At 40.3% G+C, this 14,333-nt stretch carries 18 protein-coding genes and 1 other RNA gene; 13 read left to right on the top strand and 6 right to left on the bottom strand.

What is annotated here, in order from left to right; genetic code table 11:
* Window positions 1-7: 7 nt before the first annotated feature.
* The gene (locus QRN39_RS12350) at window positions 8-472 is read right to left on the bottom strand and encodes a GNAT family N-acetyltransferase (RefSeq protein ID WP_284907342.1); all 465 of its coding nucleotides are present in this window, start codon (window positions 470-472) and stop codon (window positions 8-10) included.
* Between the two features lie 242 nt (window positions 473-714).
* Here QRN39_RS12350 and QRN39_RS12345 point away from each other — a divergent pair, with 242 nt between their 5' ends.
* Window positions 715-1,347, top strand: a complete 633-nt coding sequence (locus QRN39_RS12345; RefSeq protein ID WP_212045550.1) for a MarC family protein — start codon at window positions 715-717, stop codon at window positions 1,345-1,347.
* Between the two features lie 55 nt (window positions 1,348-1,402).
* Here QRN39_RS12345 and QRN39_RS12340 read toward each other — a convergent pair whose 3' ends face one another.
* Entirely contained in the window at window positions 1,403-1,939 is a 537-nt protein-coding gene (locus QRN39_RS12340) for a GbsR/MarR family transcriptional regulator (protein ID WP_012011291.1), read from the bottom strand.
* A 269-nt stretch (window positions 1,940-2,208) separates the two neighbouring features.
* On the opposite strand from QRN39_RS12340, the gene QRN39_RS12335 reads away from it, so the two are divergent.
* From QRN39_RS12335 to QRN39_RS12320, 4 genes are read left to right on the top strand one after another with little or no spacing between them, the layout of a single operon-like run.
* Window positions 2,209-3,357 carry a betaine/proline/choline family ABC transporter ATP-binding protein gene (locus tag QRN39_RS12335; RefSeq protein WP_003212926.1) on the top strand — a complete coding sequence of 383 codons (1,149 nt, stop codon included), beginning with the start codon at window positions 2,209-2,211 and terminating at the stop codon, window positions 3,355-3,357.
* A 13-nt stretch (window positions 3,358-3,370) separates the two neighbouring features.
* Window positions 3,371-4,024, top strand: a complete 654-nt coding sequence (locus tag QRN39_RS12330) for an ABC transporter permease (RefSeq protein WP_284907341.1) — start codon at window positions 3,371-3,373, stop codon at window positions 4,022-4,024.
* Window positions 4,025-4,037: 13 nt separating this feature from the next.
* The gene (locus QRN39_RS12325) at window positions 4,038-4,955 is read left to right on the top strand and encodes an osmoprotectant ABC transporter substrate-binding protein (protein WP_284907340.1); all 918 of its coding nucleotides are present in this window, start codon (window positions 4,038-4,040) and stop codon (window positions 4,953-4,955) included.
* A gap of 21 nt (window positions 4,956-4,976) precedes the next feature.
* Window positions 4,977-5,666 carry an ABC transporter permease gene (locus tag QRN39_RS12320; protein WP_003213726.1) on the top strand — a complete coding sequence of 230 codons (690 nt, stop codon included), beginning with the start codon at window positions 4,977-4,979 and terminating at the stop codon, window positions 5,664-5,666.
* Between the two features lie 86 nt (window positions 5,667-5,752).
* Here the strand turns inward: QRN39_RS12320 and QRN39_RS12315 are convergent, their stop codons facing one another.
* The 3 genes from QRN39_RS12315 to QRN39_RS12305 all read right to left on the bottom strand — a co-directional run bounded on the left by QRN39_RS12315 (window position 5,753) and on the right by QRN39_RS12305 (window position 7,086).
* Window positions 5,753-6,067 (bottom strand): winged helix-turn-helix transcriptional regulator, encoded by a 315-nt coding sequence (locus tag QRN39_RS12315; protein ID WP_284907339.1) that lies wholly within the window; start codon window positions 6,065-6,067, stop codon window positions 5,753-5,755.
* 82 nt (window positions 6,068-6,149) lie between these two features.
* The gene (locus QRN39_RS12310) at window positions 6,150-6,551 is read right to left on the bottom strand and encodes a helix-turn-helix domain-containing protein (protein WP_003213015.1); all 402 of its coding nucleotides are present in this window, start codon (window positions 6,549-6,551) and stop codon (window positions 6,150-6,152) included.
* Between the two features lie 130 nt (window positions 6,552-6,681).
* Window positions 6,682-7,086, bottom strand: coding sequence for a helix-turn-helix domain-containing protein (locus QRN39_RS12305; protein WP_003213200.1), 405 nt, complete (start codon window positions 7,084-7,086; stop codon window positions 6,682-6,684).
* Window positions 7,087-7,239: 153 nt separating this feature from the next.
* Here QRN39_RS12305 and QRN39_RS12300 point away from each other — a divergent pair, with 153 nt between their 5' ends.
* From QRN39_RS12300 to QRN39_RS12265, 8 genes are all read left to right on the top strand, one after another.
* Window positions 7,240-7,473, top strand: a complete 234-nt coding sequence (locus QRN39_RS12300; protein WP_003213379.1) for a helix-turn-helix domain-containing protein — start codon at window positions 7,240-7,242, stop codon at window positions 7,471-7,473.
* 26 nt (window positions 7,474-7,499) lie between these two features.
* Window positions 7,500-7,790, top strand: coding sequence for an AbrB/MazE/SpoVT family DNA-binding domain-containing protein (locus QRN39_RS12295; protein ID WP_003213714.1), 291 nt, complete (start codon window positions 7,500-7,502; stop codon window positions 7,788-7,790).
* A gap of 186 nt (window positions 7,791-7,976) precedes the next feature.
* On the top strand, window positions 7,977-8,210 hold the full coding sequence (gene secG, locus QRN39_RS12290) for a preprotein translocase subunit SecG (protein WP_003212746.1): 234 nt from the start codon (window positions 7,977-7,979) through the stop codon (window positions 8,208-8,210).
* A 124-nt stretch (window positions 8,211-8,334) separates the two neighbouring features.
* A complete protein-coding gene (locus QRN39_RS12285) occupies window positions 8,335-9,081 on the top strand; it encodes an alpha/beta hydrolase (protein ID WP_284907338.1) in 747 nt (248 codons plus the stop codon).
* Between the two features lie 19 nt (window positions 9,082-9,100).
* On the top strand, window positions 9,101-11,443 hold the full coding sequence (rnr, locus tag QRN39_RS12280) for a ribonuclease R (RefSeq protein WP_212045547.1): 2,343 nt from the start codon (window positions 9,101-9,103) through the stop codon (window positions 11,441-11,443).
* 139 nt (window positions 11,444-11,582) lie between these two features.
* A complete protein-coding gene (smpB, locus tag QRN39_RS12275; protein WP_003213153.1) occupies window positions 11,583-12,053 on the top strand; it encodes an SsrA-binding protein SmpB in 471 nt (156 codons plus the stop codon).
* Window positions 12,054-12,229: 176 nt separating this feature from the next.
* Window positions 12,230-12,591: a transfer-messenger RNA gene (gene ssrA / locus QRN39_RS12270) on the top strand.
* A 342-nt stretch (window positions 12,592-12,933) separates the two neighbouring features.
* Entirely contained in the window at window positions 12,934-13,767 is an 834-nt protein-coding gene (locus QRN39_RS12265; RefSeq protein WP_106032204.1) for a hypothetical protein, read from the top strand.
* Window positions 13,768-14,079: 312 nt separating this feature from the next.
* On the opposite strand, the gene QRN39_RS12260 is transcribed toward QRN39_RS12265, so the two are convergent.
* Window positions 14,080-14,319, bottom strand: a complete 240-nt coding sequence (locus tag QRN39_RS12260) for a hypothetical protein (RefSeq protein WP_050944161.1) — start codon at window positions 14,317-14,319, stop codon at window positions 14,080-14,082.
* Window positions 14,320-14,333: the final 14 nt, after the last annotated feature.

The following is a 14,333-nucleotide window of genomic DNA, read 5'->3' as shown; positions in this document are numbered from 1 at the left end:
CAAATAGTCAGTCTGCTTGAAATGTGAGAGACAGCCGTACCATATCCATACACTGAATCCCGTTTTCATAAATTGGTTCATCATAATGCTTAAGGAAGAAATCGCGATCGATCGACGTTAGACGGAAGCCGCATTTTTGATAAAGTGCGAGCTGCTGAATACTCGAGTTGCCTGTGCCGATTTCAATCGTATGAAAACCAGTGGCTTTCGCTTCAGCGATCGCATGGCGGATCAGCTGCTTCCCAATTCCCCTTCCTTGCCATGACTCCATCACAGCAACATTCATGATTTCCACTGAATGCTGAGAGAGCGATGATAGCACATAGACACCAATCACTTCCTGTTCATGAAAGGCGGCATAACAAGAGCCGGATTGTACATAAGCAAGAACCTTTTCCTTTGAAGGATCAGCTAATAGTAAAAGATCCATAGGGAGAGATTGATCATGAGATAATGGCCGAATCTGTATCACATTTTTTCATCCTTTCTATTCTTTAATATACCCTTGTTTCACGCCCCAATCGTATTGGTCCTGTACCCACTGTGAGGGAGGGTGATGAGTAACATTCGGGTCTTTTTTTACAGTTGGTTTACCCTGAGCGGTCTGCTTATTTGCTTTGCTTATTATCATCGGTTAAAGATATACAGGTTTTAACATCACAAGGGAATATTCACATCAGAATGGCAGACACTATGAAAAAAGGAGGGTGTCTGTTGATTTCCTTTATGATTCATGTTGTCGTCTCATTATTTGCTGTATCAAACCCCATAGGAAACGTACCTCTTTTCATCACCTTAACAGAGGGCTATACAGAGAAAGAGCGCTCCCAGACAGCCAAAAAAGCCATCGTGGTCTCTTTTATTATTTTGATTGCCTTTCTATTGGCAGGCAGGCTCATTTTCAAACTGTTTGGAATTGATATTCATGCACTCCGCATCGCTGGCGGTATTTTTATTTTTGGTATCGCTTACAATTTGCTGAATGCAAAAGAATCACACGTCCAAAATCCTCATTCGGAGGAAAAGGCAGAAAGCAAAGAGAAGTCAGATATCTCCGTTACGCCGCTCGCCATTCCGATCATCGCTGGTCCCGGTACAATCGCTACAGTGATGAGTTTAACCCCGGGAAGTCAAGGGATGCTCCACATGTTTGCGATTCTAATCGGCATTGTCATCGTTCTTGCCATGACGTATTATGCCTTTCATTATTCAAGTTTTATTATGCGAAAAATGGGGAAAACAGAGATGAATGTCGTGACGCGTTTGATGGGATTAATTCTGGCTGTAGTGGCAGTTGAAATGATCGGCGCAGGCTTAAAAGGGATGTTTCCGATGTTTATGTCATAAGTGTATATAAAAAAGCTGTTTTTTTCTACAATGATGTAAAATAAAACAGCTTTTTTTAAGGTTTCGGCACATGCTTAAATACTTCTTCACTTTCAAAGAACTCAATTAAGCGGCTAATCCAATCATAGTAATCAAGACTTTCCTTGATTTCTGAAAGAAGCAGATTGATTTTATCCTCTGTTTCTTCTGGTAAATCTTCCTGTTCAAGCAGCTCTTGCAATTCCTTGCACGTTTTCTTATGTGCTTTACGGTTTTTACTGACAACACGTGTCCAATTGGCTGCAAACAATGAAATAAACGTTTGGTATTGATCTTGCTCAACGTCATAAAGATCTTTACGTATTCCTTTTTCATAAACCTTTTCCGCAATATTTAAATCGAGCATTTCTCGAACGACTTGACTCATCCTCGTTTTGCTCATGCCGGTCGCCTCTGATAGCTCTTCCAGCGTCATTGGTTTACGGTTCATGTGAATGATACCAAGCACTCTACCCACTGTAGAAGAAAGACCAAAGGCATTCATGTTCTCTGCAGCTTTTTCAATATAATGATCCTGTGCTTTTTGAATGGCGCCTAGCGCTTGCTTGTCCACTCCCCGCTTCATCCCTTCACGACTGACAATTTGTAACACAATATATCATATACCTGTTTGTTGATGAAAACAATAAATATTGAGTAATTGCTAGTAATTTGGAGGAAAAAGGAGAGATATCTAGATATTACGGCGTTAACTGAAAATTTTATATAAATGTTATGCAATACAAACACATCATAAACTTTTTATTTTATAAAGTTTGCACTATAATTAATAAGGTGTAAATTTTCTGAATATATAGATCCAACTAATTGGAGGTGTCTCATTTGCTGAAACTAGAGAATGTATCTAAGACGTATAAAGGCGGAAAAAAAGCTGTCAAAAATATTGATTTAGACATAGCAAAAGGAGAATTTATTTGTTTTATTGGACCGAGTGGCTGTGGTAAGACCACAACCATGAAAATGATCAACCGACTCATCGAACCTTCCTCAGGAAACATTTTTATCGAGGGAGAAAATATCATGAAAAAAGATCCAGTTCAATTAAGAAGAGAAATCGGTTATGTGATTCAGCAAATTGGACTGTTCCCCCATATGACCATCGCGCAAAACATCTCACTTGTGCCGAAGCTGTTAAAATGGCCGGAAGAAAAACGGAAGGAACGAGCACGTGAACTGCTGAAGCTCGTCGACATGGGCCCGGAATTTTTAGAGCGCTATCCTCATGAACTTAGTGGAGGACAGCAGCAGCGTATTGGAGTTCTTCGCGCACTAGCAGCAGAACCCCCTCTGATCCTCATGGACGAACCATTTGGTGCACTTGATCCAATTACACGAGATACATTGCAGGAAGAATTTAAGAAGCTGCAAAAAACGTTAAATAAAACCATCGTATTCGTCACACATGACATGGATGAAGCAATTAAACTGGCTGACCGAATTGTGATTTTAAAAGATGGAGAGATTGTTCAAGTAGGCACACCAGAAGATATTTTACGTAACCCAGCCAACGAGTTCGTAGAAGAATTCATCGGAAAAGAACGCCTGCTTCAATCAAATCCGAATATGGAACGTGTAGAACAAATGATGAACACGTCACCAGTCACCATTACAGTCGAACAAACGTTGACTGATGCCATCTACATCATGAGAGAAAAGCGGGTCGATTCCTTGCTTGTAGTAGATGAACATGATGTGTTAAAAGGCTATATCGATATTGAAACTATTGATGCGAACCGCAGAAAAGCGGCTTTCGTTGGTGAGATCTTAAATACAGAGTTCTATACTGTACAAGAAGGCGCACTTCTCAGAGACACCGTTCGGAAAATCTTAATACGCGGTATTAAATATGTACCGGTTGTCGATGCCAAAGGGCATTTAAAAGGCATTGTGACACGGGCAAGTCTTGTAGATGTTGTGTACGACTCCATTTGGGGAGACGATACGCCAGCGTCTGCCATTGAAATGAACTAAGGGAGGTGGACACATGGATCAAATCATCGATTTTCTAGAGAAAAATGGTGGGGAACTCCTCACAAAAATGTGGGAGCATTTATATATTTCCCTAATTGCTGTCGTGCTAGGAATTATCGTTGCCGTTCCTTTAGGCGTCGTTCTCACGCGAATGAAACGAGGCGCAGGCTTTGTCATCGGTGTCGTGAATATCTTTCAAACACTCCCTAGTTTAGCGATTCTTGCATTTTTTATTCCTATTTTGGGGGTTGGGAAAATACCTGCAATCGTTGCTCTCTTTTTCTATTCGGTATTGCCTATTTTGAGAAATACGTATGCCGGCGTCCAAGGTGTGAACAAAAATCTGCTTGAATCCGGTAAAGGGATCGGCATGACCACATGGGAACAAATTCGTCTCGTGGAACTTCCGCTTGCTGTACCGATCATTATGGCAGGTGTCCGAACGTCAACGATTTATTTAATTGGCTGGACAACACTTGCTGCTTTTATCGGTGGAGGCGGTCTTGGTGACTACATTTTGATTGGACTTCAGCTATACCAGCCGGAATACATTATTTCAGGTGCCATCCCAGTCACCATTTTAGCGGTCATCATTGACTTTACATTGATGAAGCTGGAGAAAAAAGTAACACCAGAAGGCTTAAAAGGATTGAAGGAAGTTTCATAAGGAGTTGGCTTATGTGAAGAATCGAAAAACAAAATGGATCAGCGCACTGCTTGCTGGATGCTTGCTATTGATAAGCGGCTGTTCACTTCCTGGACTAGCCGGCTCCTCAGGCAATACGCTGCGGGTGGGAGCACAAAACTTTACCGAATCAGAAATCATGGCCTATATGGTTAGCGAGATCATCGAACATTACACAGATAAAAAGACAACCATTGTGAAAAACCTAGGCTCTAATACCGTACAGCAGAAAGCAATGGAAAATGGGGATATCGACATTTCTGCGACAAGATATACAGGGACAGATTTGACGAGTACGCTTGGAATGGATGCGGAAAAAGACCCGGAGCGTGCAATGGAAATCGTCCAAAAAGAATTTAAGAAACGCTATGATTACAAATGGTTTGATTCCTATGGCTTTGACAATACGTATGCCTTTGCCGTGACGCAAAAGATGGCGAAGGAAAACAAGTTAGAAACGGTCTCTGCCTTGAAAAAGAATGCGAAGAATTACCGGTTCGGTGTCGATAATATATGGCTCAAAAAGAAAGGCGACGGTTATGAAGGATTCGTGAAAACATACGGAATTGAATTTGGAAGCACGTATCCAATGCAGATTGGTTTAGTGTACGATGCATTAAAAAATGAAAAAATGGATATTGTGCTTGCCTATTCAACAGATGGACGAATCAAAGCCTATGACCTCAAAATTTTAAAAGATGATAAGCGGTTTTTCCCGCCATATGATGCATCGCCCGTTGTCCCGGAAAAAGTTTTAAAAGAGAACCCAGGGCTTGATAAGGTGATCAACAGACTGATCGGAAAAATTAATACAGAACAAATGCAAGAGCTGAACTATCAAGTCGACGGAGAGCTTCAAGAACCAGCCACCGTTGCGAAGAATTTCCTGAAAAAGCACAATTACTTTGAGTAAGATGGGGAGGTGTCACGGCTGATGGACACACTGCAGCAATTATGGACGTATTATCAGCAGAACGGTTCATATGTGTTAGAAGAATTTTATCGGCATTTTCTCATGTCAGCGTATGGGGTGCTGTTTGCGGCAATAGTCGGAATTCCAGTAGGCATCTTTGTGGCGCATTACCGTAAGCTAAGCAATTGGATCTTCGCCATTACCAACGTCATTCAAACCATACCGGCGTTGGCAATGCTTTCCGTGTTGATGCTCGTGTTAGGACTTGGCGCAAATACAGTCATCATATCACTCTTTCTGTATTCGCTGTTGCCGATCATCCGCAACACGTATACAGGGATTGTCAGCATTGAACATGCTTATTTAGAATCGGGTAAAGCGATGGGCATGACGAAATGGCAAGTGCTGAGAATGGTTGAATTACCGCTTGCTTTATCGGTTATTATGGCTGGTTTAAGAACTGCACTGGTCATCGCTATCGGCATTACAGCGATTGGGACATTTGTTGGCGCGGGAGGTCTAGGTGATATCATCATCAGAGGATCAAACGCCACAAACGGAACAGCCATCATTTTAGCAGGTGCTATTCCAACTGCACTCATGGCCATTATCGCTGACCTAGTCATGGGCTGGCTCGAACGCTATTTAAGCCCAACGAACAAGAAAAAAGAAAGAAAAGCATTAGCTGAAAAAAACATGACATCTGCTTAAGCGGTTGAAAAGACAAAACCTCCCTTACATCTGTAAGGGAGGTAGTTTTATGATGATCAGGCAGTTCACATGCGGGTATTTTATGATTAAAGCGTGATCCATTCAGTAGACCACTTCGAAATTTCCTCAAAAACGGGTGCAAGGGAACGCCCCATATCAGTTAAAGAATACTCAATACGCACGGGTGTTTCAGCAAAAACCTCCCGTTTTACAATGCCTGCTGCTTCCAGCTCTTTTAATCTCTCAGATAATACTCTTCCGCTTAAATTTGTCAGAGCGGCCTCAATTTCACCAAAGCGCTGCGGACTTGAGAGAAGCTGAAAAACAATCAGTGCAACCCAGCGTTTACTCAATAACTCAACTGCTTTTTCAAACCGCGGGCACATGTCAGATTGATTCATCTTTCTTCACTCCAATCTGAACCCATTATACCGTAAATTTGTCATAAATCAGCTCAAAAAGCTTGTTAATGATCAAAACATTCTATGATGACGAACGGCTGTTTAATATAAATAACAGATAGCGGTTAAGATCTTCTATTTCTTTTTTCGAAAGAGTTGACCAAATGTCTCCATCAAATAGCTCGAGATCACCAAGTTCATATTGCGCTGCGGCTTCCTTTATTTTGGATAATGCCGTTTCCTCTTCCTTCAGCTGATGGACAGAAGAGGCTTCCTCAATATAGCCCGCAGCCTGCATCATTTCCTCATAAGGAACCTTTAATGCACCGGCTAGTTTTTTTATCGTAGGAGGCTTCGGAATGCCGCGTTTCCCATTTTCAATACGAGAAATACCAGCAGCACTGACTTCTGAATACATCGCTAATTGGTTCACTGACAGCTTCTTTTCCTCACGTAATGCTCTTAAGTATGCACCAAAGTTCATCAAGGCAAAACCTCACATGGTTATAGATTAGATATATCTATTTTACTTGATTTGTTGACTATTGGCAACAAGTATACCATGAAAATATTGACATTAGTTAATAGTGAATGTATCTTAGGGTTATGCCCCGCTATTTGTTCGTCTTTTTTTGGTTGATGAGCGTGAGAAAGTATTCATTCAGCTGGCTGATGTCTTGTGCGGATAGCCTTTCCCATAGGTCTCCGTCAAAAATGGGAAGATGTTCTACATCCTTTTGAAGCGCCGTTTGGTAGATTTTCAACATGGATTCATATTTTGGTTTCATTTCATGAACTTGTTCCTGTTCAATATGACCGGCAAGCAGCATTAAATCCTCATAAGGCACCTTCAAGGCGTGTGCTAATTTTTTTATGGTTAAAGGCTTCGGCACACCACGCTTTCCATTTTCGATACGAGAAATACCAGCAGCGCTTACACCTGAATACATGGCGAGTTGATTGACAGACATTTTTCTATTTTCTCTTAAAATGCGTAATTGTTCACCAAAGTGATTCATGACATCGAACCTCACATTTCAGTATATGACTTATTTTAGTATGATCATTGACCAAAGGAAATAGCAGAGGGGTAAAAGTGTTGACTTAAGTTAATGAATCTGTTTCATGTGAGCACCTACACGTTGTACATATTGATTCCATAGGAGGTTGTAATGATGGTCGAAAAGATTCAGATCAGACGGACTTATGTCATGCAGTATATGATCGAAAACGATATGTCTTTAAATCAGCTCGCTGATGAAATTGGCATTTCTCCTGCCACACTCAGCAGGGTATTAAATGGTCATCGGAAACCAGGCCAGCTTGTCATTGGCAAAATGATTCATTACTTTGATAAAAAATTTGAAGATCTATTTTACTATGAAAATGTTGACAAAAGTCAATGAATGAAATGATCAAGGAGGCAATGTCGTTGAAAAGAACTGGGATGGTCAGACATATTGATTCACTAGGCAGAATTGTTCTGCCTTCAGAAATGCGCAAGGTACTCAATATTAAAGAAGAGCAGCTTTTAGAAATTTTCATTGAAGATCAAACTATTATGCTGAAAAAATATGATGCAGATAAGAGCTGCCTGTTAACTGGACAAGTGACGAAGTATAACAAAAGCTATGGAAATGGGAAAGTGATGCTGAGTCCTGAAGGAGCTGAACGTTTGTTAGTAGAATTAAAACAGCTATTGAAAGAAGAAGCAACCCGTTAAAAACATGTTTTTAAACGAAAATTGCATATAAAAAATGCTGCATACTACTCTTTGGAATGAAATTGAATCAAAATAACGAGTAAAGTCGAGAATATAGAGGGAATCTTTATTTTGATGTTTCGTGACATGCACCTTGTTTTCATGTAAAATAAAGTTATGTGTACCAGTTTGTCTGGAGGTGTTTTCATGCACGCATTTGTTATCACATTACTCGTAATTGTCAGTATCGCACTTATCATCGTTGTATTGTTACAATCTAGTAAAAGTGCTGGACTGTCAGGCGCTATTTCAGGTGGAGCCGAGCAGCTTTTCGGTAAGCAAAAAGCGAGAGGTCTTGACTTGATACTTCACCGTTTAACGGTTATTTTGTCAGTGCTTTTCTTCATCTTAACACTTGCATTGGCATATTTAGGCGTATAAAGCGCGAGTAACAGAAGGTCTGATCTTTTTTCAGACCTTTTTTTATTATCAGCACTCTTTTGTGTTTGTTTCATACATACAAGTGGAAAATATAAACCATATCGGAAGGAAAGGAAGTCACATCATGAAAGTTGTTACACCAAAACCATTTACGTTTAAAGGTGGAGAAAAGGCGGTGCTTCTTCTTCACGGTTTTACTGGGAATACAGCCGATGTTCGAATGCTAGGCCGTTATTTGAACGAAAGAGGGTATACGTGTCATGCACCACAATATAAAGGACACGGCGTGCCGCCAGAAGAGCTTGTCCATTTTGGACCGGATGACTGGTGGAAGGATGTACAAGAAGCCTATCAATTCTTAAAGGATGAAGGCTATGAGGAAATTGCGGTTTGCGGCCTATCCCTCGGAGGAGTTTTTTCATTGAAATTAGGTTACACTGTACCTGTAAAGGGAATTGTACCTATGTGTGCACCTATGTACATAAAAAGTGAAGAAGTCATGTACCAGGGTGTACTAGAATATGCCCGTAACTATAAGAAATTCGAGGGTAAGTCAGAGGAGCAAATTGAACAGGAAATGGAAGAGTTCAAGAAAACGCCAATGGATACACTGAGAAGCCTGCAAGAACTGATTGCAGATGTTAGAAATAATGTCGACATGATTTATTCACCTACTTTTGTTGTTCAGGCACGTCACGATCATATGATTAATACAGACAGTGCGAATATCATTTACAACGAAGTAGAGACAGATCAAAAGCATTTGAAATGGTATGAAGAATCAGGCCATGCGATCACGCTTGATAAAGAGCGCGAGAAGGTTCATCAGGATGTATATGCATTCTTAGAATCACTTCATTGGTCAGTTTAAATATATAGGGGGTTAGAGTGTGCAAAAAGAAGAATTTATGAATGAATTACTCGCTTTTATGAAAGATGAAGCGTATAAACCGTTAACCGTTCAAGAGCTGGAAGTGATGATGGAGATTACCAATCCAGATGATTATAAAGAGCTCGTCAAAGCACTTGTGATGCTGGAAGATCAAGGACTCATCGTTCGCACGCGCAGCGATCGCTACGGTGTACCGGAAAAAATGAACTTGGTAAAAGGAAAGCTGTCTGCTCATGCAAAAGGCTTTGCATTTGTGACACCAGAAGAGTTTGGACAGGATGATATTTTCATTCCGCCTAATGAGCTAGGCACAGCGATGAATGGTGATACGGTCATGGTTCGTGTCAGCCACAAATCAAACGGCACAAAAAAAGAAGGGACTGTCATCCGAATTCTGGAGCGTAATACTCAGACGGTTGTCGGTACCTATACAGAAACGAAAAGCTTTGGCTTTGTCATTCCTGATGATAAAAAAATCACAACCGATATCTTCATCCCGAAATCCGCTAAAAATGGAGCGGTCGAAGGGCATAAAGTGGTCGTGACGCTGACTAGCTACCCAGAAGGAAGAATGAGTGCAGAGGGCGAAGTCACTGAAATCCTTGGTCATAAAAATGACCCTGGCATTGATATACTATCAATCATTCATAAACACGGCCTGCCAGGTGAGTTCCCAGAAGAAGCGCTCCAGCAGGCAGTAGACACACCTGAAACGATTGATGAAAAAGACCTAGAAGGCAGACGTGACTTACGCAATGAAACGATTGTAACCATTGACGGAGCAGATGCGAAGGACTTAGATGATGCCGTTACGGTGCAAAAGCTGGATGATGGCAAATATAAGCTAGGGGTGCATATTGCAGATGTCTCTCATTATGTCACAGAGAACTCTCCGATTGATCAGGAAGCTTATGAGCGTGGAACGAGTGTATATCTCGTAGACCGCGTCATTCCGATGATCCCGCACCGCCTGTCAAACGGTATTTGCTCGTTGAATCCGAAGGTCGATCGTCTCACGCTGTCTTGTGAAATGGTCATTGATCGAAATGGGAAGGTCGTCAAACACGAGATTTTCCAAAGTGTGATCAAAACGACGGAAAGAATGACCTATACTGATGTGAATAAGATTTTAGTCGATCAAGACGAAGAGCTTATAGACAAATACGAGCCGCTTGTGCCAATGTTCCAAGAAATGGAGAAGCTTGCAGAGATCCTTCGCGACAAACGGATGGAGCGCGGGGCAGTAGACTTTGACTTCAAGGAAGCAAAAGTGCTTGTAGATGATGAAGGAGCGGCGAAAGACGTTGTCGTTCGTGAGCGTTCTGTCGCAGAGAAATTAATTGAAGAATTCATGCTTGTTGCAAACGAAACGGTTGCAGAGCATTTCCACTGGTTGAATGTACCTTTCATTTATCGAATTCACGAAGAACCAAATCCTGAGAAGCTTCAGCGCTTTTTAGAGTTCGTGACAACGTTTGGTTACATTGTGAAAGGAACGTCGACAAACATCCATCCACGTGCACTTCAAAGTGTACTTGATGCTGTGAGGGATCAACCAGAAGAAGTTGTGATTCAAACTGTCATGCTTCGTTCGATGAAACAGGCGAAATATGATCCAGAAAGCATCGGCCATTTTGGATTATCAACGGAATTCTATACACATTTCACATCACCGATCCGCCGTTATCCGGATTTAATCGTGCATAGACTAATTAGAACCTATTTGATTCAGAAAAAGACAGACGAAGCAACTCTAGAAAAGTGGGGTCAGCTGCTTCCTGAAATTGCAGATCATGCGTCTACAATGGAGCGCCGCTCAGTCGATGCAGAGCGTGAAACAGATGATCTCAAGAAGGCAGAATTTATGCTTGATAAAATCGGTGAAGAGTTTGATGGCATGATTAGTTCCGTGACGAACTTCGGACTATTTGTTGAACTGCCGAATACAATTGAAGGTCTTGTTCATGTCAGCTACATGACAGACGACTACTATCGCTTTGATGAGCAGCACTTTGCCATGATCGGTGAACGCACAGGAAATGTCTACCGTATCGGTGATGAAATCACAGTCAAAGTGGTGAATGTCAATAAAGATGAGCACTCGATTGATTTTGAAATCGTCGGCATGAAAGGCACCCGCCGTAAATCGCCGAAAGATTTTAAGTTTAAAAAACGAACAGATTCACCAGCGAAAAAAGGGCACGGAGGCCAAAATGCCTCTGGGGATAAAGCCAAAGAGGATAAAGGCGGAAGTGACTGGTTCACAGGCCGTAAGAAGAAGAAAAAGAAAAAACGCGTATTTGATAACGCACCAAAACAAAAACGTAAAAAGAAAAAGTAACGTGACAAAAAGCAAATAGAGCATCACGCTCTATTTGCTTTTTGACCACATAGCGTCAGCGTTGTCGAAAGCTGGATTGTTTGATAAAATAATCCGTACGATTTGGACCGTGTTTGTGTCAAAAGGAGGGTGTACGCCAATGCCAAAGGGAGAGGGAAAGGTTGTTTCCCAAAACAAAAAAGCAAATCATGACTATTTTATAGAAGAAACGTATGAAGCCGGCCTTGTGTTACAAGGAACTGAAATCAAATCGATTCGTGCAGGAAAAGTGAATTTAAAAGATTCCTTTGCCAAAATTGAGCGAGGAGAAGTGTTTCTTCACAACATGCACGTGAGCCCATACGAGCAGGGGAACCGTTATAACCATGACCCGCTGAGAACGAGAAAGCTGCTGCTTCATCGCAAGCAAATTAGTAAATTGATTGGTGCGACAAAGGAAGAAGGCTACTCACTCGTGCCTCTGAAACTCTATTTAAAAAATGGCTTTGCCAAAGTGTTGATCGGAATTGGTAAAGGGAAAAAGAAATACGATAAACGTGAAGATCTGAAGAAAAAAGATGCAAAACGCGAAATCGACCGTGCCTTCCGTGATCGACAAAAGCAATTCTAGCCTGATGCAGATGGCTTGCTGAGAGCGGAAGCATTATGCTACAATATGTTATGCAGTAAACAATCACCGCTTTTCTTACAGAAACCACCAGTTGTTTCAAGCGATAAGATTGTTATAATAGTTATATACGGAAGCAGTTAAGCTGAACGTTTCCATCCCGTATATCCCTTTTACAAGGGGACGTTACGGATTCGACAGGGGCGGTTCGAGCTTGAGCTGCGAGCCGAGAGGCGATCTCGTTAACACGCACTAAATGTAACTGGCAAAACTAAAAGTTTTAACCAAAACTTAGCACTAGCTGCCTAATAAGTGCAGCGAGCTCTTCCTGACATCGCCTATGTGTCTGTGAGGAGCCCAATGAAGTAGGCTACGCTTACGTTTTCGTCTGAGGACGTAAGAAGAGATCCATCAGACTAGCTCTCCAAGCGCCCGTCAGCAGGCATGAGGATGAGTGAACATCAAATATGTTGACTACGCTCGTAGACGCTTAAGTAATCGATGTCTCTGGACGTGGGTTCGACTCCCACCGTCTCCATCAAAACTTTTAGAATGCAGTCGTATCAAGGGTTTGAAAGCCCTTGATTCGGGGGCTGGCAACATTTTGGCAACATGGTGTTCTAAATGATTGGTTAACACAAAAGGATTTTATTAAAAACTTTAAGAATAAAAAAGACGCTATTTTAAGCGTCTTTTTTTTATTCCGTAGTATTATAACCTAAATTATTATTCGGCGTTTTTGCAGGTATTAAGAATTGGAAATTCGATTATATTTATTAATTATTTACCTATCTAGAGAATATTATACTATTTTTTTATGATTTTTATGTTAAAATAGACTTTATGTGTTTTAATTTAACTTTTATAGGAGGTATTTGTAAAGGTGTCGATGAATGTATTTTTTAAGAGAGTATCAATTTTGACAGTAATTATCTTTACGATTAGTTCATTATCTACTCTAACTAGTTTTGCAGAGTCAGATAATGAGGAACAACCTGTGTTAGAGGGGGTTCTAGTAGGTGAAACAGTAGAGGGTATAAATTCAAATGATGTTAAATTGAGTAGGGAAGTTTTATCTGAAGAGTTCGATCTTGAAGAAGAGGTTAGAAATATGCCTTCGATAGATGAAATGACGAAAGATGAGAGGCAACTTTTTGATAAAATAGTAGAAGAACAAACAGAGCTTGCAAATGTTAGTGAGAAGGAAATATTTAAAAAAGAATTAACAAATTTCTTCGATAAAGAATCTGATACATATAATGATTTGTCAGCAGCACAAGAAGAGTTAGTGGAAGAAATAAATGATTCAACTCTATTTGAAAATGAGAATTTAGCATTTGCTAAAGAGGTATTTGCTTCTTCATTTGGGGTTAAAGAAGTTGAAGCTGCTAAAAAGAAAAAATCATCTGGTATAAAGGTTGGTGTATCTGTGAGGTTTGCAGGTGCAGTTTTCAATGCTGTGATTGGTTTTGCTGTTGGGGGTGGCGTTGGTGTTATACAATCATTTATTATTAAAAAAGGCAAAGCAGAAGCTAAAAGAATATTCACTAAAACCGTAACAAGTAGATTAAAGGCGTGGGGAGCTAAAAAATTAGCGGTTTCTATTGGTGTTGCTGTCGCAATTGCTCTAAATTATTTGGATATTGGAACCCAAATTGCTAAACAATTAGATAAAAGGGATAAACGCCCTAATAATGGCTGGGTGGATATTTATTAGGAGGAATTTTGTGAAAAGTATAATGAAGTATGCTGTTATGATTCTCTTTATCAGTGTATTTTTCTATTATTACAATATGTTTGTACCTAAAAACTTTTTGTACATTATCATTGCACTTCCTATTTGTCTTATTGCTATTAACATTATTGATAAGTTATTTACTAATAAGTGATTATGAAAAATAAGCAAGCTTCTGCTTGCTTATTTTTTGTAAGGTAATTCAATTGACCATTTACACTAGTTAGTTGTCTATTTAACTAATAATTAAACTTGCAAAATAAGTACTAACATAGTCTCATTTTTGTATAGTTTTCAAGAACGTGTCTTCTGAGAAGACACCACCAACCGAACAAACAAAGGAAAAACGACAACCACCGCAATCATCATCAAAAATCCATCCGGCACAAGTTCCACAAACGTTGTTTGGATCACATAAATCGCAATCAGCAGTAAATAACTGATCAAAAATAACAATCCAGAACTTCTCTTTTCAAACGGTTTCTTCAAAAGAATCAGTATAAACAGCCCTGTCATGATCATCCAAAAAGTCATATTTCTTTTGAGTC

It is taken from the genome of Bacillus sp. lyk4-R2A-2 (genome assembly GCF_030209735.1).
Taxonomy (GTDB): domain Bacteria; phylum Bacillota; class Bacilli; order Bacillales; family Bacillaceae; genus Bacillus; species Bacillus pumilus.
Note: the sequence above shows the minus strand (reverse complement) of the source record. Positions and strands in the feature narration are given on the sequence as shown.

What these genes read in the sequence shown, in the direction of transcription:
- QRN39_RS12330 (WP_284907341.1), top strand. Translation starts at nt 3,371, where the DNA reads ATGGATCAAATCATCGATTTTCTAGAGAAAAATGGTGGGGAACTCCTC.
- QRN39_RS12320 (WP_003213726.1), top strand. Translation starts at nt 4,977, where the DNA reads ATGGACACACTGCAGCAATTATGGACGTATTATCAGCAGAACGGTTCA.
- QRN39_RS12315 (WP_284907339.1), bottom strand. Translation starts at nt 6,067, where the DNA reads ATGAATCAATCTGACATGTGCCCGCGGTTTGAAAAAGCAGTTGAGTTA.
- QRN39_RS12310 (WP_003213015.1), bottom strand. Translation starts at nt 6,551, where the DNA reads ATGAACTTTGGTGCATACTTAAGAGCATTACGTGAGGAAAAGAAGCTG.
- QRN39_RS12305 (WP_003213200.1), bottom strand. Translation starts at nt 7,086, where the DNA reads ATGAATCACTTTGGTGAACAATTACGCATTTTAAGAGAAAATAGAAAA.
- QRN39_RS12300 (WP_003213379.1), top strand. Translation starts at nt 7,240, where the DNA reads ATGATGGTCGAAAAGATTCAGATCAGACGGACTTATGTCATGCAGTAT.
- secG (WP_003212746.1), top strand. Translation starts at nt 7,977, where the DNA reads ATGCACGCATTTGTTATCACATTACTCGTAATTGTCAGTATCGCACTT.
- QRN39_RS12285 (WP_284907338.1), top strand. Translation starts at nt 8,335, where the DNA reads ATGAAAGTTGTTACACCAAAACCATTTACGTTTAAAGGTGGAGAAAAG.
- smpB (WP_003213153.1), top strand. Translation starts at nt 11,583, where the DNA reads ATGCCAAAGGGAGAGGGAAAGGTTGTTTCCCAAAACAAAAAAGCAAAT.
- QRN39_RS12260 (WP_050944161.1), bottom strand. Translation starts at nt 14,319, where the DNA reads ATGACTTTTTGGATGATCATGACAGGGCTGTTTATACTGATTCTTTTG.